The sequence below is a fragment of the Trinickia violacea genome, assembly GCF_005280735.1.
Taxonomy (GTDB): Bacteria; Pseudomonadota; Gammaproteobacteria; order Burkholderiales; family Burkholderiaceae; genus Trinickia_A; species Trinickia_A violacea.
Genome location: NZ_CP040077.1, coordinates 443,703 through 467,572 on the forward strand (window position 1 = coordinate 443,703; position 23,870 = coordinate 467,572).

Consider the following 23,870-nt stretch of genomic DNA (forward strand, 5'->3'; position numbering starts at 1 on the left):
TCGGGGGCATTACATCTTCTTCGCGCGGACTTGCGAGACGAGGTAGTCGAGCACCTGGATCGTGCCGGGCAGGCTGTTGGTCTCGGCCGGGCCGGTTTCGTACTTGCCTTGGACCGCGATCGTCGGCACGCCGTCGATCTTGTAGTCGGCGACCTTTTGCTGGTCGCGCTTCAACGCGCTTTCGGTCGAGAACGAGTTATAGGCGGCGAGGAACTTCTGCGTGTCGACGCCCTTCGTCGCGAGGAACTTGGCTTGGTCTTGCGGCGTCAGCAGATAGTTTTTCTTGACGTGGATCTCATTGAACACGTCCGGCGTCAGCTGCTGCGCGAGGCCCAGCGAATCGAGCGCGTAGTAGAGCTTCGAATGGGGAATGAAGTCGTCGCGGAACGCCACCGGCACGCGATTGAACACGACATCGGGGCCTTGCTTCTTGATCCACGCTTCGAGGTAAGGGTCGAATTCATTGCAGTGCGGGCAGCCGTACCAGAAGAATTCGGTGACTTCGATCTTGCCGGCCGGCACGTCGACGGGCTGCGGCGCTTTCAGTGTCGTGTAGTCCTTGCCGGCGACCGGAGCGGCCGGCGCCGCCTGGACGACGCCCGCGGCGAGGCCCAGGGAGAGAAAAAGGATACTGATCAGTTTTTTCATGTTGGTCCGTAAATGCGAGTGATCGTGAACTGCCGCGCCGGTTGAGCCTGTTGCACGTTTTGCGCGTGGTTTGCAACGGTAGCGGCTGCCAAACTCAGACTTTCGCCGCGCGCCATTGGTTCAGCGGCGCGCGGCGAGTGAAGTTTCCGGTTACTGCTTCGTGAAGCGGATGACGGCAGTGTCGACGCCGGCATCGGAGAGCCGCTGGCGCGCCGAATTCATGTCGTCGAACTTCGAGAACGGCCCGATGCGCACGCGGAAGTACGTGACGCCGCCTGCGTCGCGCTGCGACACCTTCGATTCGAACCCTTGGAACGCGAGGCGGGCGCGCTGCTGCTCGGCGTCCGCTTCGGTCTTGTACGCGCCCACTTGCAGGAAGTAGCCGGTGTTCACGTCGTTGTTCGCGGTCGCGGCGGCGGGCGAGCCCGGCTTGGCGGCCGGCGCGGCGCCTGGCGTCGCGCTGCCCGGCGGCGTGGCGCGCGCGGTGGCAGCCGGCTCGTTCGTCGACTGCGGCTTCTTCGCTTGCGCCGTGGCGCCGCTGCCGCCCGTGGACGGCTGCGGCGCGACCGCGACGCCGTTGTTCGCCGGCGGAACCTGGATGATCTCCGGCTCTTCGAGCATGCCCGACGACTGCGTCTGGTTGTTCGACTGGCCCGGCGCGGTATTGGGCGGCGCGGGCTGGGCGGCCTGCGGCACCGGCTGGCCCGGCGTCTTGCCCTGCAGCGCCCGGTTCGGATCGTACGGCGCGCTTCCGCTGGCCGCGCCGTTATCGGGGGTGGCGGGCGGCGCCACCTTCGAGACGAACGGCGTCGGCGCCCGCGTGATGTAAAGCGCGACGACCACCGCAATCGCGAGACCGACGATCAGGCCCAGCACAATGCCGAGAAACGTGCCCCCGGACTGCTTCGACTGCTTTGACGTGCTGCGGCTTGACGAACTGCGGCTGGGTTTTGCCATCGTATGAATCACCTGCAAAGAGAAATCGGGACGACCGTCGATTATAACGACGGTCTATCGCACTTTATGGCGAGCGAGATCACATCTTGACGGGAGCGGACACGCCGATTGTCGAAAGACCGTTCTCGAGCACCTGGCGTGTCGCCGCGAGCAGCGCGAGGCGCGCTTCACGCACGTCCGCCTCGTCGACGAGAACGCGCTCGGCATTGTAGAACGAGTGAAATTCGCCTGCGAGGTCGCGCAAGTAGAACGCGATCGCGTGCGGCGCGAGTTCGTCGGCTGCGTGCGCGAGCGCGTCCGGGAACTCGGCGAGCTTTTGCAGGAGCGCCATGGCGCGCTCGCTCGTGAGCGCCGAGAGGTCGGCTTTCGGCAAGGCGGCTGCGCCGCTGCCGTAGCGCGACTTCGCCTCGGCGAGCACCGAGCAGATCCGCGCGTGCGCGTACTGCACGTAGTACACCGGGTTCTCGTCGTTCTGCTTGAGCGCGAGGTCGATGTCGAACACGAACTCGGTGTCGGCCTTGCGCGAGATCAGGAAGAAGCGCACGGCGTCACGCCCGCGCGTGATGGTCGCTTCGTCGATCAGGTCCGGCGACGTTTCTGTGCCGGGTTCCGTGCCGCCCGACCACTCGATCAGGTCGCGCACCGTCACATAGCTGCCCGCGCGCTTCGAGAGCTTCACTTCCTGGCCGTCGCGCATCACCGTGACCATCTTGTGCAGCACGTAGTCGGGGTAGCCCTGCGGAATGCCGACGCCAACCGCCTGCAAGCCCGCGCGCACCCGCGCGATCGTGCCGTGGTGGTCCGAGCCCTGGATGTTGATGACCTTCGTGAAGCCGCGCTCCCACTTCGTCACGTGGTAGGCGACGTCGGGCAGGAAGTACGTGTAGGTGCCGTCGGACTTGCGCATCACGCGGTCTTTGTCGTCGCCGTCGTCGGTGGTGCGCAGCCAGAGTGCGCCGTCTTGCTCGAAGGTCTTGCCGGAGGCGAGCAGCGCCTCGACCGTCTTCTCGACGCGGCCGTCTTTGTACAGCGACGACTCGAGGTAGTACTGGTCGAACTTCACGCCGAGCGCCTGCAGGTCCATATCCTGCTCGTGGCGCAGGTAGGCGACGGCGAATTCGCGGATCGCCTCGAGGTTTTCGGGGTCGCGCGCGCCCGTGACCGGGACGCCGTCCTTCGCCGCGACCGTGGCGCCGTTCAGGTAGTCGTTCGCGATTTCAGCGATGTACTCGCCGTTGTAGGCGGCTTCCGGCCAGCCTGCATCGCCGGGCTTGAGGCCGCGAGCGCGTGCCTGCGTCGAGACGGCGAGGTTCTGGATCTGCACGCCCGCGTCGTTGTAGTAGAACTCGCGGTGCACGTCGTAACCCTGGCTTTCCATCACGTTCGCGAGGGAATCGCCGAGCACGGCCTGGCGGCCATGGCCGAGGTGGAGCGGCCCGGTCGGGTTCGCCGACACGAATTCGAGCAGCACGTGCTTGCCGGCGTCGCGCCTGGAGCGGCCGAACGCGCGGCCCTCGGCGAACACGGCGCCGATCACCGCCTGCTTCGCGGCGGGCGTCAGGCGCAGGTTGATGAAACCCGGGCCCGCGATTTCGGCGGCTTCGATCAAGCCTTGCGCGCCGGGTTGCGCGAGCAGGGCGTCGACGATCTGCTGCGCGAGCTGGCGCGGGTTCGCCTTCAGCGGCTTCGCGAGTTGCATCGCGACGTTGCAGGCAACGTCGCCGTGCGCGGCCGCTTTCGGGCGTTCGAGGGTGATCGAGGGGGCGGCGAAGGCGGCTTCGGTCGAACCTTGTACCTGGGTTGCGGCCTGCTTCACGCTGTCGGCGAGCAGGGTTTCGAGAGTCTGTTTTTGTGCGGGCAGCATGCTGGTCCGTTGAAGTCGAGTGAGGGGTCCGGTCGGGCGGACCTGAGCGCGGCGGCGTCGGGTCGGATGGGCGTTCGACGTGCGAAGCGCCGATCCGGTTCTATGTAAGCGCTGAACGCGGGCGCTCGCGCCTCGCGTTGCCGGCCACCGGCCCGCCAGTGCGGGTGGTAGCGCGCTTTTTTCGAGCTAGGCAGATTTTAGCAGGTGCTAATATGTCCAAATAGCGCGACGGCTGAACCTGCCGGTCGGCGCGTGCCCCGTCCAGCGGGGCGCGACGAGGGTTCGACGCTCCGCCGTCGCATGGATCGATCAAAACGAAAAAAGGGAGTTGATTATGATGGTTACTTTCAAATGCCATGCCGCGCCTGATGTGATCATGCTCGAGAATCTCGCGCAGTATCTCGTCGGCATCGTCGGCAAGCAGCTCGGCAAGCGCGGCGTGATCACGCATGATGAACTGGGCACCGCGATCTCGAAGCTCGAAGCCGCGATCGTCACCGACAAGAAGGACCGTGCCGAGCACGAAGGCCACTACCATGAAGGCGAAGACGGGCACTTGCATCACGAGCTGCCCGTCGGTCTTGCGCAGCGCTCGTTCCCGTTCCTCGACATGCTGCGCGCCGCGCAGAAGGAAAACGTCGACGTGCTGTGGGGCGTTTGACGAGGGTGGCGGGCGGACCGGTCCAGGCCGTCGCGTCGAACGTCTGCCCGCCTTCGGCCGAATGACCGGCGGCAGGTGCCGTGACTGAATGAGAACGAGCCCGCTGCAAGCGGGTTCTATCTTTTTCGACGCCTGATTTGCCTGAGTGAAGCGCTATTTCAAATGCGTTTTTCCACGGCAAAAGCGTTTTGCGATCCACCCGAAAAAAACGCTTCCCAATAAAGCGCCGCCTAATAGATACGGTAGTGCGGCTTCATAGGAAAGGTCGGGAAATAATGATCCGAGAATAAAGACGCCTGCGTAGAGAAAAGCAAGAAAACCAACGAGCGTGGCTGCTAGCAAGATCAGCATTATTCCCACCGCGTAATTGGGCAATTCAACAGGTTGCTGTACTTGGAACCGCCTGCGCGAAAGATTTCTTCGACGTATGATGCGCAGTTGTGAGGTAGAACAAGCCACCGCCAACGTTTTGCCGAGAGTTCCTCCAGCTTCCGTTGGGCGCCCTTCGGGTTGGGAAGCGGCACGTGTGTTCGCTGCAACTCTCGTTTTAAATGGAACTGCCCGACAAATCATCAATCTTTCGCCAAGGTAGTTCATCGCATTTTCCCTAATCTATTTGAAGTGGAATTCAGGCATGCTGAAGGGACAAGTGCGAAGGATATTTTTGGTGCGTAGCGTAGGTCTATAAGATATTGCCTAAATGGAGCCTGGGTTTGGCCTGATTCACGTGTTTTTATGCCAAATGAGAAAGAGCCCGCTAAGCGGGCTCTTTCGTCTTCGACACCTGGGCGATACTTCGAATCGCCGCAGCGCACCCATTGCCTTTACTGACTGGCGCCTGCCGGTGCCGCTGTCTCCGAGCTGGCGCCTTTTTTCTGCTTCGCCTTCTTCGGCTTCTTGTGATGCTCTTCCTTCGGGGCCGAGTAGGAGCTCGTCGCGCTCGCTTCGGACGCTCCGCCCTGAGCCCAAACGACCGACGATCCCCCCACCAGCGACAGCGCAACACACAGCAACGTCAGCTTCTTCATACGATTTTCTCCGCAACGATTGAAGGAAAGGCCGGGGGACGCGCGACGCGGCGGCGTACCCGGCTTGAGGTGCTACCGTCCGCTAGTTTAGAAAGGTGAAAAAAAGCTCACCGAAAATCTTTGTAATAACAAAAACCCGCCGTCGGCCTATAGCCATGGCCTTTTTGGCGGGCATGGGCCCGCCCGCCGAGCCTTACAGCAAAGGCGCCAGGGCACGCTCGGCGTCGGTCGTCGACAGCGACATCCGCTGCGCGAAGTCGTCGAGCTGGTCGCGGCCGATCTTGCCCACCGAGAAATACGTGCTGTCCGGATGCGCCATGTAGAAGCCCGACACGCTCGCCGCCGGCAGCATCGCGAGCGATTCGGTCACGCTCATGCCGATCTCCTCGGCCTGCAGCGCGGCGAACATGTCGCGCTTCACGAGGTGATCGGGGCACGCCGGGTAGCCCGGCGCCGGGCGGATGCCGGCGTACTTTTCTGCGATCAGGGCGTCGTTGTCGAGCGTTTCGCCGGCCGCGTAGCCCCACAGGTCGCGCCGCACGCGCGCGTGCATCGCCTCGGCGAAGGCTTCGGCGAAACGGTCGGCGAGCGCCTTGAGCATGATCGCGCTGTAGTCGTCGTGATCGGCTTCGAACTGCTTTTCCTTCACGTCGACGCCGATGCCTGCCGTCACCGCGAACATGCCGATGTAGTCGGCGACGCCCGATTCCTTCGGCGCGATGAAGTCGGCGAGCGACCGGTTCGGCCGCATCACGCCGTCCACCACCGGACGCACGCTCTGCTGGCGCAGATTGCGCCACGTGAGCGCGACTTGGGAGCGGGTCTCGTCGGTGTAGATCTCGATGTCGTCATCGTTGACGGTGTTCGCCGGCAAGAGCGCGATCACGCCGTTCGCGGTGAGCCAGCGGCCCTGGATCAGCCGCGCGAGCATCGACTTCGCGTCGGAGAACACGCGCCGCGCCGATTCGCCGACGATCTCGTCGTTCAGGATCGCCGGGTAGGGGCCGGCCAAGTCCCAGGTCTGGAAGAACGGACCCCAATCGATGTAGTTCGCGAGCTCGTTCAGATCATAGTTCTTGAACAAGCGGCGGCCGATGAACTTCGGCTTGACCGGCTGGTATCCCGCCCAATCGATCTTCGTCTTGTTCGCGCGCGCCTCGGCCAGCGTCACCATCGGCTGCGCCTTCTTGTTCGCGTGCTGATGGCGAATGCGATCGTAGTCGGCCTTGAGCTCGTCGAGATACTTCGCGGCGCCTTGGTCGGACAGCAGGCTCGACGCGACCGACACCGAACGCGATGCATCCGGCACATACACCACAGGGCCTTCGTAGTTCGGCGCGATCTTGACGGCGGTATGGACGCGCGAGGTCGTGGCGCCGCCGATCAAGAGCGGAATCTTCTTGACGCGGAAGTAGTCGTCGCGCTGCATTTCAGCGGCGACGTAGGCCATTTCCTCGAGGCTCGGCGTAATGAGGCCGGAGAGGCCGATGATGTCCGCACCTTCGACCTTCGCTTTCGCGAGGATCTCGTTGCACGGGACCATCACGCCCATGTTGACCACTTCGAAGTTGTTGCACTGGAGCACGACCGACACGATATTCTTGCCGATGTCGTGCACGTCGCCCTTCACGGTGGCGATGACGATCTTGCCTTTGGCACGCACGTCGCCGCCCGCTGCCGCGAGCTGCCGCTTCTCTTCCTCGATGAACGGGATCAGGTGCGCAACCGCTTGCTTCATCACGCGCGCCGACTTCACGACCTGCGGCAGGAACATCTTGCCCTGCCCAAACAGGTCGCCGACGATGTTCATGCCGTCCATCAGCGGGCCTTCGATCACGTTGATCGGGCGTCCGCCTTCCGCTGCGATCTTCGCGCGCACTTCCTCGGTATCGTCGACGATGAAGTTCGTGATGCCGTGCACGAGCGCATGCGCGAGACGCTTCTCGACGGGCTGGTTGCGCCACTCGAGGTTCTCTTCTTTCTTCGCGGCGCCGGTCTTGAACTTGTCGGCGATCTCCAGCAGGCGGTCAGTGGCGTCGTCGCGGCGATTGAGGATCACGTCCTCGACGCGCTCGCGCAGCTCGGGATCGAGATCCGCATACACGCCGAGCTGGCCCGCGTTGACGATGCCCATGTCCATCCCCGCCTGGATCGCGTAGTAGAGGAACACGGTGTGGATCGCTTCGCGCACCGGGTCGTTGCCGCGAAACGAGAACGACACGTTCGACACCCCGCCGCTCACCTTGGCATACGGCAGGTTCTGCTTGATCCAGCGCGTCGCTTCGATGAAGTCGACCGCATAGTTGTTGTGCTCTTCGATGCCGGTCGCGACCGCGAAGATGTTCGGATCGAAGATGATGTCTTCGGGCGGGAAGCCCACTTCGTTGACGAGGAAGTCGTAGGAGCGCTTGCAGATCTGGGTCTTGCGCGCGAAGGTGTCGGCCTGGCCTTGCTCGTCGAACGCCATCACGACGGCCGCGGCGCCATAGCGGCGAATCAGGTTCGCGTGGTGCCGGAACGCCGCTTCGCCTTCCTTCAGCGAGATCGAATTGACGATCGCCTTGCCCTGCACGCACTTCAAGCCCGCTTCGATCACTTCCCACTTCGACGAGTCGATCATGATCGGCACGCGCGCGATGTCCGGCTCCGATGCGATCAGATTCATGAAGCGCACCATCGCCGCTTTCGAATCGAGCATCGCTTCGTCCATGTTGACGTCGATGACCTGCGCGCCGTTCTCGACCTGCTGGCGCGCGACGGCGAGCGCCTCGTCGAACTGGCCGTTGAGGATCATGCGCGCGAATGCCTTCGAGCCGGTCACGTTCGTGCGTTCGCCGACGTTGATGAAGAGCGTTCCGGAAGTGACGTTGAACGGCTCGAGGCCGGACAGGCGCATCGTGTGATCGGTCATGGCGAGTGCGTTTTTAAAGAGGTTTCGTGTGGCGCGGGACGATTTCGTTTCGGGCTCGCGTTCAGGCGGCGTGAACGACGTTCAGGCCGCGTCGCGATACTGGCTCGGCCACTTGCGCGGCTTCACTTCGGCGAGTGCTTTGGCGATGGCCGCGATGTGGTCCGGCGTCGTGCCGCAGCAGCCGCCCGCGATGTTCACGAGGCCCGCCTGCGCGAATTCCTTGAGCAAGCCGGAGGTGACGTCGGGCGTTTCATCGAAGCCCGTGTCGCTCATCGGATTCGGCAAGCCCGCGTTCGGATAGCACGACACATACGCATCGCAGAGCTTCGACAATTCGGCGATGTACGGGCGCATCAGCGCTGCGCCGAGCGCGCAGTTCAGGCCGAACGTGAGCGGCTTCGCATGACGCAGCGAATTCCAGAACGCCTCGACCGTCTGCCCCGACAGAATGCGGCCCGAGGCATCGGTGACGGTGCCCGAGATCATGATCGGCAGGCGCTCGCCGGTGTCTTCGAAGAGCTCGTCCAAGGCGAACAGTGCGGCCTTGGCGTTCAGCGTGTCGAAGATCGTTTCGACGAGGAACAAGTCGGCGCCGCCGTCGAGCAGCGCCTTCGCCTGCTCGTAATACGCCGCACGCAATTCGTCGAAGGTGACGTTGCGCGCGCCGGGATCGTTGACGTCGGGCGAGATGCTCGCCGTCTTCGGCGTCGGTCCGATCGCGCCCGCGACGAAGCGGGGTTTGTCGGGCGTCGCGTATTTGTCGCACGCGGCGCGCGCGAGCTTCGCGGACTCGACGTTCATTTCGACCGCGAGCGATTCCATCCCGTAGTCGGCCTGAGCGACCGTGGTCGCGCCGAAGGTGTTGGTCTCGATGATGTCCGCGCCCGCCGCGAGATACTGCTCGTGAATCTCGCGGATGATCTGCGGCTGCGTGAGCGACAGCAGTTCGTTGTTGCCCTTGATGTCGCGTCCATAGTCCTTGAAGCGCTCGCCGCGATAGCGGGCTTCGTCGAGCTTGTAGCGCTGGATCATCGTGCCCATTGCGCCGTCGAGAATCAGGATGCGCGATTCGAGCAGCGCGGGCAGCGCCGCGCCGCGCGTGTAGTGTGTCGCGCGAGGAGCGGCAGCGGTGGAGGCGGGCTGGTTCATGTCAAACGAGGGCTTGCGCCGGCATGTTCGGGAAGTTTGACATTGTAGCGGTTGCGAGCGGCGCCGGCTGGCGAGGGGGCGCCGTGGTTGCGCCCTCGGGGGCGGACGCTTAGAAAAGAAAAACCCCGTTCGACAACGAACGGGGTTTCGGTTGCGGCCGCCATGCTTGGCCGCCTGATTGTGAGGTACGTGCGCGACGTACCTTGGCGATGCACCTTAGTGGAGCACCACCGGCTGGTTCATCAGACTGTCGAACTGCCCCAGAAACTCATCGACCTCATCGAGCGAGGGCTCTTCCTCGATCAAACGTTGGACATGCTCGCGAAAGCGAGCGGCCATTGCGCCTTCGATAAAAATTTCACGCTGCGCGTTCTTGTCGACGATCTCATAGCCACCCGCCCGCATTGCGAGATGGCCGTCCTGCGGCGGAAATTCGACGACGCAGTAGTTCGGGCTGTTGTAGATCATTTGCATGGCGACACTCCTTATTCCGGTTGGCTCCTGGCCTTTCTGCCGCCTACATGGAGCAGGTAGTGTGGAATTTCAAGGGGTGGGCCCGGCATGACTTTGCAAATTTTTCCGGGCCTGGAAGTTAGACCGGGGTTGCGCGAATCGTTCGTGCGGCGTCTCAAAAGAACTCGGGCGGCCTGAGTTGGCTACCGAGTTGGCTCTCGCCGCTTGCTGCTCAACGATCGGCCGAGAACGGCGCGTGCTCGATCAAGGCTTCTCGTGGGTGAAGACCACGCCGCTGTTCGCGAAAGTTCCCGGGCTGACCGTACTGTTCGCATCATCCGTGCCTTGCGTATCTTGCGCATCTTGCGTGCCGGCGGCGCCCGGTTCGGCGAGCTTGCCGCGCCACAGCAGCTCGAACTGCGTGCCGTTCGGTTCCGTTTGCAGGATGCGCACCGGCAGCCAGCCGAGCGACGGCGCGAGCCACACGTCGATTCGCCGCTTGTCACCGTCCTGGCGCGGCAGGCGCATGAAGTGGCGGGCGGCGACGAAGCCGCCGCGGGTGTGGACCGTCTCGTCTCCGATCGTTTCGATCGGCCAGATCTGTCCGCTGTCGTTGTCCGCCACGTAGAACTGGCGGGTGACGCCTGGCTGATACGTGTTCGGGGCGCCGCGCACGAGGCTCGCGAGCTGCATCACGAGGCTGAAGCGGTCCTGCGCGCCGTCGGGGAGCGCGAGCGTGGCCGGCGTCTTTGTGAAGGCGATTTGTTTCGTCGTGTGATTGAAGATCGTGACGTCTTCGGGACGGCGTCCGCGTTTTTCGATGTATTGCTCGGGGGCGAGACCGAAGGCGTCGATGCGGCCGTGGCTCGAATACGAGAACGTGCCGACGAACGGCAGCGGCACCGCGACCACCATCTCGTAACTCTGGCCGTCGCTCGACCAGTGGATCGTGCCCGGTTGATTTTGCACGCCGTTGTAGAAAGTGTCGTAGTTCAGGTCACCCGATGGCGGGACGGAGAACTTGAGACCCGGGCTCGGCTGCGCGGCGACAGCGTTGCTTGGGTGGGCGTTGCCGGCGGCGGTGCCGCTGGCGGCCGTTGTGGCGGCGGCCGTTGCCGTGGCGGGAGCGCTTGCCGCCGTGGCATCCGACGCTACTGCTGTCGTTGTGGCTTTCGGCGTTGCGTCCGGATGGATCGCGCTCAGCCCATGCTCGCCCGCTGAGCGCGGTTTGCTCGCGTGCGCGGCTGGCGCCGGACGCGGCGCCTCGCTCGCGGGTTTGCGCTCGATGCGCTGCGGTGTCAGCAGTGCGACTTGAACCGGGGCATGGGCCTCGTCCGTCGAGTTGAACGTGTCGCGATGATGCTCGAACCACTCGCCCGCGACCCAGTGCATCGCGAGCACCGCGACCAGCACCGCGGCCCAGCGCCAGCCGCGCGGCGACGGCACGCGAGGCTCGCGCGCAGCGACGGTATTGGGCTTGGTGAGAGTGGACGACATGGAAACCGGCAGTTTTTACTGAAATCGATCGAAGCGTCAGTGCTGGAAGCCGCGCAGCAACGCGTTAGCGGCTACCGTGGCGTCGGACTATACCCGAGTTCATAGGACAGTTTTTTCGCGCAGGCGTGCAGCTCGACGGCGATTTCGCCTTCCCAGCGGATATCGAACACGCCTTCGTGTCCAAGCGCGATCAGTCCGAGCGCGAGGTCGCCTTCGGCATCGAACACCGGCACGCAGAACGCGTGGATTGTCGGCAGCAGCATGCCTTCGACGCGTGCGCCTTCATGTTCCCGCACTTCGGTCAGTGCGCGCTCGAGCTCCTCGGCCGTGCGCGGCCCGTTGCCGTACGCCGTGTGCCGCGAATCCGCGAGCTCGCGCTCGATCATCGCGTCGGTTTTGCTGCGCGGCAAATACGCAGCGAAGAGGAGACCGGTCGCGGAACCGAGCAGCGGCATCACATCGCCGAGCTTCAGCGACGCCTTGGCCGGATGGCTCGACTCGGTCCAGTGCACGACGGTCGGCCCCTGGTTGCCCCACACCGCGATGCCCAGGGTCTGGTCGAGCCGATCGCGAAGGTCGGCGAGCGCGAGGCGCGCGAGCTTCACGCCGTCGACGCGCGCAAGACGCGCAAGCCCCATCTGCAGCGCGAAGCCGCCGAGTTCATAGCGCCCGGACACGGGATCTTGCGCGACCGCGCCGAGCCGCTGGAAGCTCACCAGATACCGGTGCGCCTTCGCAGGACTCATTCCCGCGCGCTGCGCGAGGTCGCGCAGCATCATCGCGCGCGGCTCGCGGGTGAGCACGTCGAGCAGACGAAAGCCGACTTCGATCGATTGAATCCCCGAGCGGACTTTTTCTTCGGCGCTTTCGTCCGTCGAGTCGGCCGAGTCAGCCGAGTCGACGAGATCGTCGTCGGCCGGATCGGCTGCGGAGGATGGGTCGAGCGTGGCTTTGGCGGTGCCGAGGCGGGTGGAGGCGGACATGAGCGAGGCGCGCAGGCGCGGAAGTGGTGCGGGGCAGGGCTGGGGTCGATAGCGTGTCAGGCGAGCGTCGGACGAAGATCGTACGAAATGCCGGAGCAGCTTTGGCCCCATGGATTCACCATCGTAAAATAGATTCCCTCTATCGTCACTACAACCGCCCCAATCCTCCTATGAAACTTGCCACGCTGAAGGACGGCTCGCGCGACGGCCAACTGATCGTCGTCTCCCGCGACTTGCGCACTGCCGCCATTGCCGACGCGATCGCGCCGACGCTGCAGCGCGCGCTCGACGACTGGCCGTTCTACGCGCCGCAGCTCCAGGATCTGTACGACGCGCTGAACCAGGGCCGCGCGCGCAACACGTTCTCGTTCGACGCGAAGGATTGCATGGCGCCGCTGCCGCGCGCGTTCCAGTGGGCCGACGGCTCCGCCTACGTGAACCACGTCGAGCTCGTGCGGCGCGCACGCGGCGCCGAGATGCCGCCCGAGTTCTGGACCGATCCGCTGATGTACCAGGGCGGCAGCGATGACTTCATCGGCCCGAAGGACGACATCGTCTGCGCATCGGAGGCATTCGGCATCGATTTCGAGGCGGAAGTCGCGGTGATCACGTCCGATGTGCCGATGGGCGCGACGCCCGAGCAGGCGCTAAAGGGCGTGCGGCTCCTGATGCTCGTCAACGACGTATCGCTGCGCAACCTGATCCCGGCCGAGCTCGCGAAAGGCTTCGGTTTCTTCCAAAGCAAGCCGGCGACGTCGTTCTCGCCGGTCGCCGTGACGCCTGACGAACTCGGCGAGCACTGGCGCGAAGGGCGCGTGCATCGTCCGATGATCGTCCACTGGAACGACAAGAAAGTCGGCCAGCCCGAGGCGGGCGTCGACATGGTCTTCCACTTCGGCCAACTGATCGCGCACGCGGCGAAGACGCGCAACCTGCGTGCCGGGGCGATCGTCGGCTCGGGCACGGTTTCGAACCAGGACGCAAAGCGCGGCTACTGTTGCATCGCCGAGAAGCGCTGTCTCGAGACGATCGAGCACGGCGCGGCGCAGACCGAATTCATGAAGTACGGCGACACGGTGAGGATCGAGATGTTCGACGAGGCGGGCAAGTCGATCTTCGGTTCGATCGAGCAGTCGGTCGCGCCGCTGGACGGCGCGGGCTGAATTCCACGCAATTCCACGTAATAACAACGATGAAATAGGAGACTGGGATGCAGCGATTTCCCTCTGTAGCACTTGGCCTTCCGCGCTTGGCCATTGGATGCGCGGCCGCTGCCGCGATGTTGGCGCCGGCGCTGGCGCTCGCTCAAGTCAAGATCGGCCTGGTGCTGTCGCTGACGGGGCCCGCTGCATCGCTCGGCATTCCCGCGCGCGATACGGCGCTGATGCTGCCTCGCGAAATCGCCGGGCAGAAAATCGAATACATCGTGCTCGACGATGCGTCGGACACGACGCAAGCCGTGCAGGACACGCAAAAGCTGATCTCCGAGCAGCACGTCGACGCGATCATCGGCTCGTCGACGACGCCCAACTCGCTCGCGATGCTCGACACCGTGGCGAGCGGCGAGACGCCCGCGATCTCGCTCGCCTCGTCGGCGAAGATCATCGAGCCCGTGGACGCCAAACGCCACTGGATGTTCAAGACGCCGCAAACCGACGCGATGATGGCCTCGGCGATCGCCGAGCACGCGAGCAACCATGGCGTGAAGACGATCGCCTACATCGGCCAGGCCGACGCGCTCGGCGAGACGTTCTACGCCGAAGTCGCGAAGTTCGCGCAGATCCATCACATCGAGATCGTCGCGAACGAGCGCTTCAACCGCACCGATCCGAGCGTGACCGGCCAGGTGCTCAAGATCATGGCGGCGAAGCCCGGCGCGGTCGTGGTCGGCGCGGCCGGCACGCCTGCCGCGCTGCCGCCGAAGACGCTCGTCCAGCGCGGCTACAAGGGGACGATCTATCACAACCACGGCGTCGGCAATAACGACTTCCTGCGCGTGTGCGGCGCCGACTGCAACGGCACGTTCCTGCCCGCGAGCCCCGTGCTCGTCGCCGCGCAACTTCCCGGCGACCATCCTTCGAAGCGCATCGCGCTCGATTACGTCGCGCGTTTCGAAGCGCAGCATGGCGCGGGCAGCGTGTCGGCGTTTGGCGCGTATACGTGGGACGCGGGGATGCTGCTCGCCAACGCGATACCGGTTGCGCTGAAGAGCGGCGCGCCCGGCACGCCGGCGTTCCGCCACGCGCTGCGCGACGCGCTCGAAGCGACGCACGGGCTCGCCGACACGAACGGCGTCGTCAACATGAGCGCGACCGATCACCTCGGGCTCGACCAACGCGCCCGCGTGATGGTGGAGATCGTCAACGGCAAGTGGGCGTACCAGGCGCGGTGAGCGCCGCTCTCGACATTCGATTAACGCCTACCATGCATGCATCGACACCCGGTCGCAGCGACCCGAAGGACACGGCCATGAACGACGCTCCCTTCTATGCCCACTACAAGTCATTGCGCCTGCGCCGGCATCCGCACGGCATCCTCGAAATCGTGATGAGCGGCGAGGGCGCGAACAAGAGCAACCTCGCCACCGCCGACGAGCAGATGCACCGCGAGCTCGCCGAGATCTGGCGCGACGTCGACCGCGATCCCGAGACGCGCGTCGCCGTGATCCGCGGCGAGGGCAAGGGCTTTTCGGCGGGCGGCGATCTGCACCTCGTCGAGCAGATGGCGACGCATTTCGAGGTGCGCGCGCGCGTCTGGCGCGAGGCGCGCGACCTCGTCTACAACGTGATCAATTGCGGCAAGCCGATCGTGTCGGCGATGCATGGACCGGCGGTCGGCGCGGGGCTCGTCGCCGGGTTGCTCGCGGACATTTCGATCGCGGCAAAGAGCGCGCGCATCATCGACGGCCATACGCGCCTGGGTGTCGCGGCCGGCGATCATGCCGCGATCGTCTGGCCGCTGTTGTGCGGCATGGCGAAGGCGAAGTACTACCTGATGCTGTGCGAGCCCGTGAGCGGCGAGGAAGCGGAGCGCATCGGGCTCGTCTCGCTCGCGGTCGACGACAACGATCTGCTGCCGAAGGCGTTCGAAGTCGCGACCAAGCTCGCGAACGGCTCGCAGACCGCGATCCGCTGGACCAAGTACGCGTTGAACAACTGGCTGCGCATGGCGGGGCCGTCGTTCGATACGTCGCTCGCGCTCGAATTCATGGGCTTTTCGGGGCCGGACGTGCACGAAGGCGTGAGTTCGCTGCGCGAGCGCCGCGCGCCGGATTTTCCGGGCGGCGATCCGTTCTGACCGCTCCGGCGCGAAGCGCGGTTGCCGGCGGCGTGCCGCTTGCGCAAGGTATGATCGATTGAGTCACTTGAATGAGTCCACAGGGAGAGATGCACATGACCGACAACGCCGGCGCCATGCCGCCCTTTCCGGGTTTCCCGGGTTTTCCGCCTGCCGAAATGCTCGACAAGATGTGGGACATGATGCGTCTCACGCCGTTCGGCTCCGCGTTTCCGGGCATGCAGCCCGGCGCCGCTCAGGGGTTTTCGCCGTCGCTGTCCGCGGTGTCGGACATGATGTCCCCGCTCATGAGCGTCGAGGAGCTCGACAAGCGCATCACCGATATGCGCGCGGTCGAGCAGTGGCTCAAGCTCAATCTGAACATGCTGCAATCGGCGATCCAGGCGCTCGAGGTGCAGCGCGCCACGCTCGCGACGCTGCGCGCGTTTGGCTCGTTCGCGCAGGCGTCGATGGCGCAGGCGGCTCAGGAAGCGCAAGGGGCTGCTGCGAAGGCGGCGGAGACGGCGTCGTGGGCGCGGTCGTCCGCGGCGGCGCCGAATGCGCAGCCCGACGCGACGGCGAGCAACGCGGAGGCGCCCAAGGAAGAGCCCGCCGCCGAGGGCGCATCGGGTGCCCCGGGTGCGGCGCCGTTCGATCCGTCCGGCTGGTGGAATCTGCTGCAAACGCAGTTCAACCAGCTCGCGCAGTTCGCGATGGCGCAGCCGGGCGCGGCGCCGGGGGCCGAGCACGCGGAGGCGTCGGACGTGGCCGAATTCGCCAAGGATGCCGAAGAGGAAGCGCAAGCTGCCGCAAAGGCGGCCACGGACAAAACGGCGGGCGAGGCCGCCAAGCCGGCGGCGGCCAAGCGGCCGGCGGCGAAGCGCGCCGCGCCCAAGTCCGGCGCCAAGGCGGCGGGCACGCCGCCCGAGGACAAATAAGCACGGCGGGGGCCACGTGATCGGAGCCGGCGCCAGCCTTTCGATTGTCGAATCGTGCGGCTCGCGCTCGTCCTGATGGGCGGCGGCGCCCGCGCCGCTTATCAGGTCGGGGCGCTCAAGGCGCTCGCCGAAATCGCCCGCGGCGTCGATCCGGCGCGCCGCGCGACGCCTTTCACCATCATCTGCGGCACGTCGGCGGGCGCGATCAACGCGACGTCCATCGCAAGTCACGCCGACGATTTCCAGCATGGCGCCGATCGCCTGATCGAGTTCTGGTCGACTATCCGCGCGCGCCACGTGTATCGGACCGACTGGCCGGGCGTCGCCGCCGCCGGCGCGCGCTGGCTGGCCGCGATGAGCTTCGGCTGGGCCGTGCGCCGCTCGCCGCGCGCGCTCTTCGACAACGCGCCGCTCGCGCATCTGCTGCGCGGCGCGCTCAGCTTCCATCGCATCGAGCAGATGCTCGACACGCGCGCGTTGCATGCGCTGTCGATCACGGCGCTCAGCTATTCGACCGGCCGGCATCTGACCTTCTACCAAGCGGACGAGCCGATTCACGCGTGGCGGCGCGCGCAGCGCACCGCGCGGATGGTCGCGCTCGATTCGGCGCATTTGCTCGCGTCATCGGCGATTCCGTTCATTTTCCCGGCGGTGCCGCTCGAGCTCGACGGCCAGACCGAATTCTTCGGCGACGGCTCGATTCGCCAGATCGCGCCGCTTTCCCCGGCGATCCACTTCGGCGCGGACCGCATCGTCGTGCTCGGCGCGGCCGCGCCGCGTCCCGAGGTGCCGGCGGCGGCCGGTGTCGAAAGCGGCTACCCGTCGCTCGCGCAGATTGGACAGCAGGTGCTGGCGAGCGTCTTCCTCGACTCGATCGGCGCCGATATCGAGCGGATCGAGCACATCAACGGCATGGTCCGGCATCTGCCGCATCAGGTGGAGCCGGAAAGCGGCTGGCGTCACGTCGACGTCTTGGCGATCGCGCCATCCGAGCGCATCGAAGTGATCGCGGCGCGCCACTTGAAGCGCCTGCCGCTGACGGTGCGCGGCCTGTTGGGCGCGGTCGGCGGCAATCGCGCGGCGGGCGCGGCGTTTGCGAGCTATCTGCTGTTCGAGGCCGAGTTCGCGCGCGAGCTGATCGAGCTCGGCTACCGGGATACGCTCGCGAGCCGCGACCCGCTGGCGCAATGGATCGAGACGGCGGAGCACGCGGGCGGCAACGGCGGCGGTCCAAGGGAGTACTGACTTTGCGGCTGGAAATCACGAGCGACAAGCGCGCCCGGCACGGCCGAGCGCCTTTTGGCGCAAGGCCGGCGTGCTATTATTATGAAAGCTCTCGGCCCGCTGTCGTGCATTGACAACAACTCTTCCGGCAGGGCCGCTTACGGCAACTGGTCCAGGCAGCCTGTCGCGCCGCCGTTCAACGGTCGCCGCTTGGCTCCCACAATATGCAGCCGGCCACGCAAAGCCGGCGCTATCACAGGTACAAGGCATTCCGCACCGTGATTTGTGCCCGTCTGCTCGAAGTGTCCGCTTCCTGCAACGGGGCAAAGAGTCGCGGAGGCTTCTTCGGACGACATGCGTCCGACGGCTCAATTACCGCGTAAAATTGAAATCTTGGCTGCAATGGCGGGTGGATTGCCACGTTTGCAGCAACAGTTAAGAGTTAAGAACAGGCGTCGCAATGTTGTTGCGCTGCATGGGACCGGAGTAAGCGCCAAAGCGCTAACTCCGGATCGACAGATCAGGGGTGGGACGATGAACACCATGCTTTATCCGGAACTTTACAAATCGCTCGAGTCCGTCCGATGGGACATGGAGAAAGACATTCCCTGGGACAAGTTCGACGCGTCGCTGTTGACCGACGAGCAGGCGGCGACGATCAAGATGAACGCGATCACCGAGTGGTCCGCGCTGCCCGCAACGGAAATGTTCCTGCGCGACAATCATCACGACAGCGATTTTTCGGCGTTCATGAGCGTGTGGTTCTTCGAAGAGCAGAAGCATTCGCTCGTGCTGATGGAGTACCTGCGCCGCTTCAAGCCCGAGATGGTGCCGACCGAAGCGGAACTTCACGCGGTGCGCTTCGAATTCGATCCGGCGCCGCCGCTCGAAACGCTGATGCTGCACTTCTGCGGCGAAATCCGCCTCAATCACTGGTATCGCCGTGCCGCCGAATGGCACACCGAGCCGGTCATCAAGCACATCTACGAAACGATTTCGCGCGATGAAGCGCGTCATGGCGGCGCGTACCTGCGCTACATGAAGAAGGCGATGGGCAATTTCGGCGACGTCGCGCGCGCGGCGTTCGCGAAGATCGGCGTGCTGATGGCGTCGGCGCGCCGCACCGAAAAGCCGCTGCACCCCACGAATCTGCACGTGAACCAGTCGCTGTTCCCGCGCGACACGATCCAATCGCGCCTGCCCGATCCCGAGTGGCTCGAGCGCTGGCTCGACGAGCAGATCCGCTTCGACGACGGCTGGGAGAAGAAGGTGGTCGAGCGCATTCTGCACAACATGTCGCTCTTGTTCGAGCGCACGTTCACGACGGCGCAGGAACTGAACCGCTATCGCAAGGAAGTCGTGGCGCGTCTGCAGACCGAACAAGGTTCGGCTCAACAGCAGCCCGCTTGAGGTTTCAGAGTAAAAAGCCCGCCGGCGCAATCCGGCGGGCTTTTTTTGTCGACCGGAGTTAGTGCTTCAGCACTTACTCCGGTCCCACGCTGTGGTTGCCTGAAGTTGGCGCTTTAGCGCTTACTTCAGGCCCACAGTGAGTCGACCGGATTAACGCTTTCGCGCTTACACCATGCCAGCCACTTTCGAACGCAAGCTCGTCACGCGTGAAGCGCTCGTCCAGCTTCGCCCGACGCTCAAGGGGCCCGTCGTCTTCACGAACGGCGTTTTCGACATCCTGCATCGCGGGCACGTCACCTACCTGGCGGACGCCAAGGCGCTCGGCGCGTGTCTGATCGTCGGCGTGAACAGCGATGCGTCGGTGCGGATGCTCGGCAAGGGCGACGATCGTCCCATCAACCAGCAGGACGACCGCATGGCGCTGCTTGCGGCGCTGGAAAGCGTCGACTGGGTGGTGCGATTCGACGAGAAGACCCCGATCGAGTTGATCGAGGCGGTGCACCCCGACGTGCTCGTGAAGGGCGGCGACTACGACATGGACGCGCTGCCGGAATCGGTGCTCGTGCGCGGCTGGGGCGGCAAGGCGCTCGCGATTCCGTTCGAGCACGAGCGCTCGACGACCGCCCTGCTCAAGAAGGTGCGGACGTCTGGCAACTAGCTGCTTATTGCGTGAGCGTCGACGCCTGAATCGGCGCGAGCGGGGTCGGGCCGCCGACGACGGCCTGATCCGTCGCATCAGCTGAGGCGACCGGCGTCACCGTCAGCCAGTCGGGATGAATTTGCCGGTTCAGATGGCTCGGCTCGCGCTCGCCGGAGGCGGGCAAGGCGCCGAGCAAGCCGCTCGCGAGCACGAACGCGAGCAGATTGGCGAGAACGAGAATGGCGATCAGCCAGCGCAACATCGTGGGGCTCTCCGTCAAGTTCAAGTAAGTGAGACGTTCATCGGCCCGGCGCCGTATGCCGAGCCACGCTTGTCACCGCGCTTGCCACATTACGCGCGAAGCCGAAACGGTCACGCGCGGACTCACACATCATCGCCTGCCGCCGCGATCAGCGCGAGCCCGGACAGCACGAGACCGTCATGCCGCGTATGCGGAATCGCAAGCGCGAGCGCGATTTCATCGGCCGCGCCACCGCCCAGCACGAGCCGCACGGGCGTGCTCCACGCCTCGCTCAATTCGCGCCACGCGCGTTCGATCAACCCCGCCTGCGCGAGCAGGCACCCCGCCGACAACGCATGCGGCGTGTCCGTCGCGAACCAGTCGCGCTCGCTTTTGCCGTCGATCAGGCCGCGTGCCGATTGAGCCGAGAGGGTCGGCAACTGCGCCGTGTGCTGGCCGAGCGAATGCATCATCAGCGACCAGCCCGGCGCGATCAATCCGCCCGCGAACAGGCCGTCGGCGCGCAAGGCTTCGAGCGTCGTCGCCGTGCCGAGCGTCGCGATCAGCAGCGGTTCGCCCGGAAACGCCGCGCGTGCGCCGATCATCCCGGCCCAGCGGTCGCTGCCGAGCCGCTCGGGCTCGGCGTAGCTGTTCGTGACACCGCATTGCGCTTGGGCCGAGCGGATCGTCGTGCGCGGCAGGCCGGGCCAATGCTGGTCGATCAGCGCCGCGAGCCGCGCGGCGACGGCGTCGCCGGCCACGTTCGAGATCCACGCGCTGCCGGGCGCCGGCAGCGAGGACCACGCGGGCTCGTCGGCAAGCGCCGCTTCGGCGGAGGCCGGCTCGTGGGCAAACACGCCGCTTTGCGTCAGCGCGCCGCTCGCATCGGCGAGCGCCCACTTGACCCGGCTGTTGCCCGCGTCGATCAGCAGGAACGGTGCGCCGCGCATCTAGGCGTTCTCCGCGAGACGCAGCGAGACGTCGCCCGTTGCGATCGGCCGCACGCCGTCGGCGGTGTCGAGCAGGAGCTGGCCCAGTGCGTCGACGCCGAGCGCGATGCCGCGCGCCACTTCGGCGCCCTGTTCGAGCAGCACGACTTCGCGTCCCGCGTACGCGTGATACGCGGACCAGCGTTCGGCAAAAGGCGCGAATCCTTCTGACGAAAATTGCGCGAGCGCACCATCGAGCGCGTTGAGCGCGGCGACGAACGTATCGGTGAGATTCGCGCCGGGCCACGCTTGCGAGAGCGCCGCGGGCTGCGTCGCGCGCGCCTGCGCCGCTACACCGGATTGCAGCGCATCGACTTGCGCGGCGAGCGCTTCGGCGCCTTGCACGTTGATGCCCGCGCCGATCACGACGGCGCTCGCGCCGGGCGTGCTCCACGCGGTTTCGATCAGGATGCCTGCGAGCTTGCCGCCGTCGAGCAAGATATCGTTCGGCCACTTCAGCGCGACCTTTGTCTCACCATTGCCGTCGCCCTCGAGCGGGAGCGTGCGCAAGCCCTCGACGAGCGCGGTCCCGACGGCAAGGCTCAATCCCGCGAGCCCTTCGAGCGGCTGTGGCAGCACGCAACCGAGCGAAAGCATGAGTGCGTTGCCCGGCTCGCCGAACCACGGGCGTCCTTGGCGTCCGCGGCCGGCGGTCTGGCGATACGCGACGCGCACGGCGGGCGAGCGAAGTGCCAACGCGTCGCGCGACAGGCTTTTCAATTCCGCCATCAAGTCGGCATTGGTCGAACCGGTTTCGTCGACGATCTCGATCGTCCAGTTGTGCACGGCGGGGACGAAGCGCTCGGCGGCGCGTTCACGGTCGATGCGCCAGGCGCCGCTGGTTCCGGCGGACGCGCCGCTCGAAGCAAAAAGGGAGTGGGTGTCATTCATGAGGCGTATTGTAGCCACAGGGTGCGACCTGACGGCCCAAGCACAGCGGCTTCGCTACAATGGCCGCTGTCCCTATTTGCATCGATGCCGAATCCTTGAACTTCGATACCCCACCTGGCCTGCGCGTCGATAGCGGCACTGCGGGCAAGATCATCCGGCTGTCCGGGCAGTGGACGGCGCTGGCGCTCGCGCGCGATCGCGACCGCGCCAAGGGCGCCATGGCGCGCCTGCGCGCGCAACGCGATCCGGGACGCGGCCAATGGGACTTGTCGGCGATCGAGCGGATGGATCACGTGGGCGGTCAGGCGCTGTGGAGCGTGTGGGGACGCCAGCTCCCCGAGCGCATCGAACTCACCGATACGCAGCGCGACATCTTCGATCGCATCGCCTTGCTCGACAGCCAGCGCGAGGAGGCGGAGCCGGTCGAGCACACCGATCCCATCACGGGCCTGGGCCTTTCGATCTTCGCGTTCTTCGAGCATTTGCAAGGCGGTGTCGCGCTGTTCGGCCGCGTCGTGCTCGACGTGATCTCGGTGGTCAAGAAGCCGAAGACCATGCCGTGGACCGAGATCTCAGCGAACATCTACAGCACCGGTACGCAGGCGCTGCCGATCACCGCGCTCGTCGCGTTCCTGATCGGCATCGTGCTCTCGTACTTGTCCGCGCAGCAGCTGCGCCTGTTCGGCGCGAACCAGTACATCGTCAACATCCTCGGGCTGTCGGTGATTCGCGAGCTCGGGCCGGTGCTCTCGGCGATTCTCGTCGCGGGCCGTTCGGGCTCGGCGATCACCGCGCAGATCGGCGTGATGCGCGTCACCGAAGAGCTCGACGCGATGCGCGTGATGGGCATCCCGCATGGTCTGCGCATCATCCTGCCGCGCGTGATCGCGCTCGGCGTGGCGATGCCGCTCCTCGTCATGTGGACCAACATCGTCGCGCTCGCGGGCGGCGCGCTCGCCGCGAAGCTCGTGCTCGGCATCGACATGTCGTATTTCGCGCGTGCGCTGCCGGGCGTGGTGCCGATCGCGAACCTGTGGATCGGGCTCGGCAAGGGCGTCGCGTTCGGCATGCTGATCGCGATCGTCGCGTGTCATTTCGGTTTCCGGATCAAGGCGAACTCGCAGAGCTTGGGCGAGGGCACGACAACCTCGGTCGTCACCTCGATCACGGTCGTGATCCTCGCGGACGCCGTGTTCGCGATCCTCTTTCAGAACGTGGGGCTCGGATGACCGCACCGCTCGCACCCGCCGTTCGCAACCAGCCGCCGCCTTGTATCGCCGAGCCGGTGATCGAGGTGAGCGATCTGACCAAGCGCTACGGCCGCAACATCATTCACGAGAACCTCAATTTCGACGTGCGGCGCGGCGAGATCGTGTCGATCGTCGGCGGCTCGGGGTCGGGCAAGACGACGCTCGTGCGCCAGATCCTCGGCCTCGAGAGTCCGACCTCCGGCACGATCAAGGTGTTCGGCGAAGACATCTCGAAGATCGACCCGGAGGAAGCGCACGTGATGCGCAGCCGCTCCGGCATGCTGTTTCAGCAGGGCGCGCTGTTCTCGTCGCTCACGGTGTTCGACAACATCGCGCAGCCGATTCGCGAGCTCGGCAAGGTGCCCGCCGGGCTGCTGCGCGACATCGTCATGCTCAAGCTCGAGATGGTCGGCCTGCCGTGCAAGCATGCGTCGAAGATGCCGGCCGCGCTCTCGGGCGGCATGGTCAAGCGCGCGGGCATCGCGCGTGCGCTCGCGCTCGAACCCGAGCTGCTGTTTCTCGACGAGCCGACCGCGGGGCTCGATCCGCGCGCCTCGGATGAATTCGTCGAGCTGATCGCGACGCTGCATCGCGCGCTCGGTCTCACCGTCGTGATGGTCACGCACGATCTCGACACGATGGTCGCGCTGTCGAGCCGGGTTGCCGTGATCGCGGATCGCAAGGTGCTCGTGGCGGCGCCGGTCGAAGAGGCGGCCAACGTCGATCATCCGTTCATCAAGGAATACTTTCTCGGCCTGCGCGGCCGCCGGGCGCTGCAAGCGCTGCCTCCCGAGCGCCGCGCGAAGCTGCCGCCGGCGGCGCTCGAGCCGGCGTCGGCGGAAGTGCCGCTGTGAGCCGCC

General features: G+C 65.4%; 23 protein-coding genes. 10 read left to right on the top strand and 13 right to left on the bottom strand.

From position 1 onward, the window contains the following. Positions 1-9: 9 nt before the first annotated feature. The 3 genes from FAZ95_RS01870 to argS form a co-directional block, all read right to left on the bottom strand. The gene (locus FAZ95_RS01870) at positions 10-648 is read right to left on the bottom strand and encodes a thiol:disulfide interchange protein DsbA/DsbL (RefSeq protein ID WP_137330882.1); all 639 of its coding nucleotides are present in this window, start codon (positions 646-648) and stop codon (positions 10-12) included. A 150-nt stretch (positions 649-798) separates the two neighbouring features. Then, the gene (locus tag FAZ95_RS01875) at positions 799-1,623 is read right to left on the bottom strand and encodes an SPOR domain-containing protein (RefSeq protein WP_137330883.1); all 825 of its coding nucleotides are present in this window, start codon (positions 1,621-1,623) and stop codon (positions 799-801) included. 61 nt (positions 1,624-1,684) lie between these two features. Next, entirely contained in the window at positions 1,685-3,469 is a 1,785-nt protein-coding gene (gene argS, locus FAZ95_RS01880) for an arginine--tRNA ligase (RefSeq protein ID WP_137330884.1), read from the bottom strand. 334 nt (positions 3,470-3,803) lie between these two features. On the opposite strand from argS, the gene FAZ95_RS01885 reads away from it, so the two are divergent. Beyond that, positions 3,804-4,130 carry a DUF1840 domain-containing protein gene (locus tag FAZ95_RS01885; RefSeq protein WP_137330885.1) on the top strand — a complete coding sequence of 109 codons (327 nt, stop codon included), beginning with the start codon at positions 3,804-3,806 and terminating at the stop codon, positions 4,128-4,130. Between the two features lie 153 nt (positions 4,131-4,283). Here FAZ95_RS01885 and FAZ95_RS01890 read toward each other — a convergent pair whose 3' ends face one another. The 7 genes from FAZ95_RS01890 to FAZ95_RS01915 form a co-directional block, all read right to left on the bottom strand. Then, positions 4,284-4,727 carry a hypothetical protein gene (locus FAZ95_RS01890; protein ID WP_137330886.1) on the bottom strand — a complete coding sequence of 148 codons (444 nt, stop codon included), beginning with the start codon at positions 4,725-4,727 and terminating at the stop codon, positions 4,284-4,286. 227 nt (positions 4,728-4,954) lie between these two features. Next, a complete protein-coding gene (locus tag FAZ95_RS01895) occupies positions 4,955-5,158 on the bottom strand; it encodes an acid-shock protein (RefSeq protein ID WP_137330887.1) in 204 nt (67 codons plus the stop codon). A gap of 193 nt (positions 5,159-5,351) precedes the next feature. After that, on the bottom strand, positions 5,352-8,069 hold the full coding sequence (gene metH, locus FAZ95_RS01900; protein WP_254699785.1) for a methionine synthase: 2,718 nt from the start codon (positions 8,067-8,069) through the stop codon (positions 5,352-5,354). An 81-nt stretch (positions 8,070-8,150) separates the two neighbouring features. Then, a complete protein-coding gene (locus FAZ95_RS39845; protein ID WP_254699786.1) occupies positions 8,151-9,218 on the bottom strand; it encodes a homocysteine S-methyltransferase family protein in 1,068 nt (355 codons plus the stop codon). Positions 9,219-9,434: 216 nt separating this feature from the next. Beyond that, entirely contained in the window at positions 9,435-9,692 is a 258-nt protein-coding gene (locus FAZ95_RS01905; RefSeq protein ID WP_137330888.1) for a BTH_I0359 family protein, read from the bottom strand. A 243-nt stretch (positions 9,693-9,935) separates the two neighbouring features. Further along, positions 9,936-11,168, bottom strand: a complete 1,233-nt coding sequence (locus FAZ95_RS01910) for a DUF3108 domain-containing protein (protein ID WP_137330889.1) — start codon at positions 11,166-11,168, stop codon at positions 9,936-9,938. Between the two features lie 71 nt (positions 11,169-11,239). Continuing rightward, positions 11,240-12,151 (bottom strand): IclR family transcriptional regulator, encoded by a 912-nt coding sequence (locus FAZ95_RS01915; RefSeq protein WP_137330890.1) that lies wholly within the window; start codon positions 12,149-12,151, stop codon positions 11,240-11,242. A 170-nt stretch (positions 12,152-12,321) separates the two neighbouring features. Here FAZ95_RS01915 and FAZ95_RS01920 point away from each other — a divergent pair, with 170 nt between their 5' ends. From FAZ95_RS01920 to rfaE2, 7 genes are all read left to right on the top strand, one after another. Further along, entirely contained in the window at positions 12,322-13,314 is a 993-nt protein-coding gene (locus FAZ95_RS01920) for a fumarylacetoacetate hydrolase family protein (RefSeq protein WP_137330891.1), read from the top strand. Between the two features lie 47 nt (positions 13,315-13,361). Next, positions 13,362-14,543, top strand: coding sequence for an ABC transporter substrate-binding protein (locus tag FAZ95_RS01925; RefSeq protein ID WP_137330892.1), 1,182 nt, complete (start codon positions 13,362-13,364; stop codon positions 14,541-14,543). A 77-nt stretch (positions 14,544-14,620) separates the two neighbouring features. Further along, entirely contained in the window at positions 14,621-15,448 is an 828-nt protein-coding gene (locus tag FAZ95_RS01930) for an enoyl-CoA hydratase/isomerase family protein (protein WP_137330893.1), read from the top strand. A 95-nt stretch (positions 15,449-15,543) separates the two neighbouring features. After that, on the top strand, positions 15,544-16,365 hold the full coding sequence (locus FAZ95_RS01935) for a PhaM family polyhydroxyalkanoate granule multifunctional regulatory protein (protein WP_137330894.1): 822 nt from the start codon (positions 15,544-15,546) through the stop codon (positions 16,363-16,365). A 54-nt stretch (positions 16,366-16,419) separates the two neighbouring features. Continuing rightward, positions 16,420-17,610, top strand: a complete 1,191-nt coding sequence (locus FAZ95_RS01940) for a patatin-like phospholipase family protein (RefSeq protein ID WP_137330895.1) — start codon at positions 16,420-16,422, stop codon at positions 17,608-17,610. 513 nt (positions 17,611-18,123) lie between these two features. Then, entirely contained in the window at positions 18,124-18,999 is an 876-nt protein-coding gene (locus tag FAZ95_RS01945; protein ID WP_137330896.1) for a ferritin family protein, read from the top strand. 172 nt (positions 19,000-19,171) lie between these two features. After that, positions 19,172-19,657: a D-glycero-beta-D-manno-heptose 1-phosphate adenylyltransferase gene (gene rfaE2 / locus FAZ95_RS01950; RefSeq protein ID WP_137330897.1), complete on the top strand. Its 486-nt coding sequence runs from the start codon at positions 19,172-19,174 to the stop codon at positions 19,655-19,657. Between the two features lie 4 nt (positions 19,658-19,661). On the opposite strand, the gene FAZ95_RS01955 is transcribed toward rfaE2, so the two are convergent. The 3 genes from FAZ95_RS01955 to FAZ95_RS01965 form a co-directional block, all read right to left on the bottom strand. Continuing rightward, on the bottom strand, positions 19,662-19,901 hold the full coding sequence (locus tag FAZ95_RS01955; RefSeq protein ID WP_137330898.1) for a hypothetical protein: 240 nt from the start codon (positions 19,899-19,901) through the stop codon (positions 19,662-19,664). A gap of 122 nt (positions 19,902-20,023) precedes the next feature. Then, complete coding sequence (locus FAZ95_RS01960) at positions 20,024-20,830, bottom strand: type III pantothenate kinase (RefSeq protein ID WP_137330899.1); 807 nt, start codon at positions 20,828-20,830, stop codon at positions 20,024-20,026. Further along, entirely contained in the window at positions 20,831-21,760 is a 930-nt protein-coding gene (locus FAZ95_RS01965; RefSeq protein WP_137330900.1) for a biotin--[acetyl-CoA-carboxylase] ligase, read from the bottom strand. Between the two features lie 95 nt (positions 21,761-21,855). On the opposite strand from FAZ95_RS01965, the gene FAZ95_RS01970 reads away from it, so the two are divergent. Further along, a complete protein-coding gene (locus FAZ95_RS01970) occupies positions 21,856-22,989 on the top strand; it encodes an MlaE family ABC transporter permease (RefSeq protein WP_137330901.1) in 1,134 nt (377 codons plus the stop codon). Beyond that, complete coding sequence (locus FAZ95_RS01975; protein ID WP_137330902.1) at positions 22,986-23,864, top strand: ABC transporter ATP-binding protein; 879 nt, start codon at positions 22,986-22,988, stop codon at positions 23,862-23,864. The genes FAZ95_RS01970 and FAZ95_RS01975 overlap by 4 nt, the downstream gene beginning before the upstream one ends. Positions 23,865-23,870 lie beyond the last annotated feature (6 nt).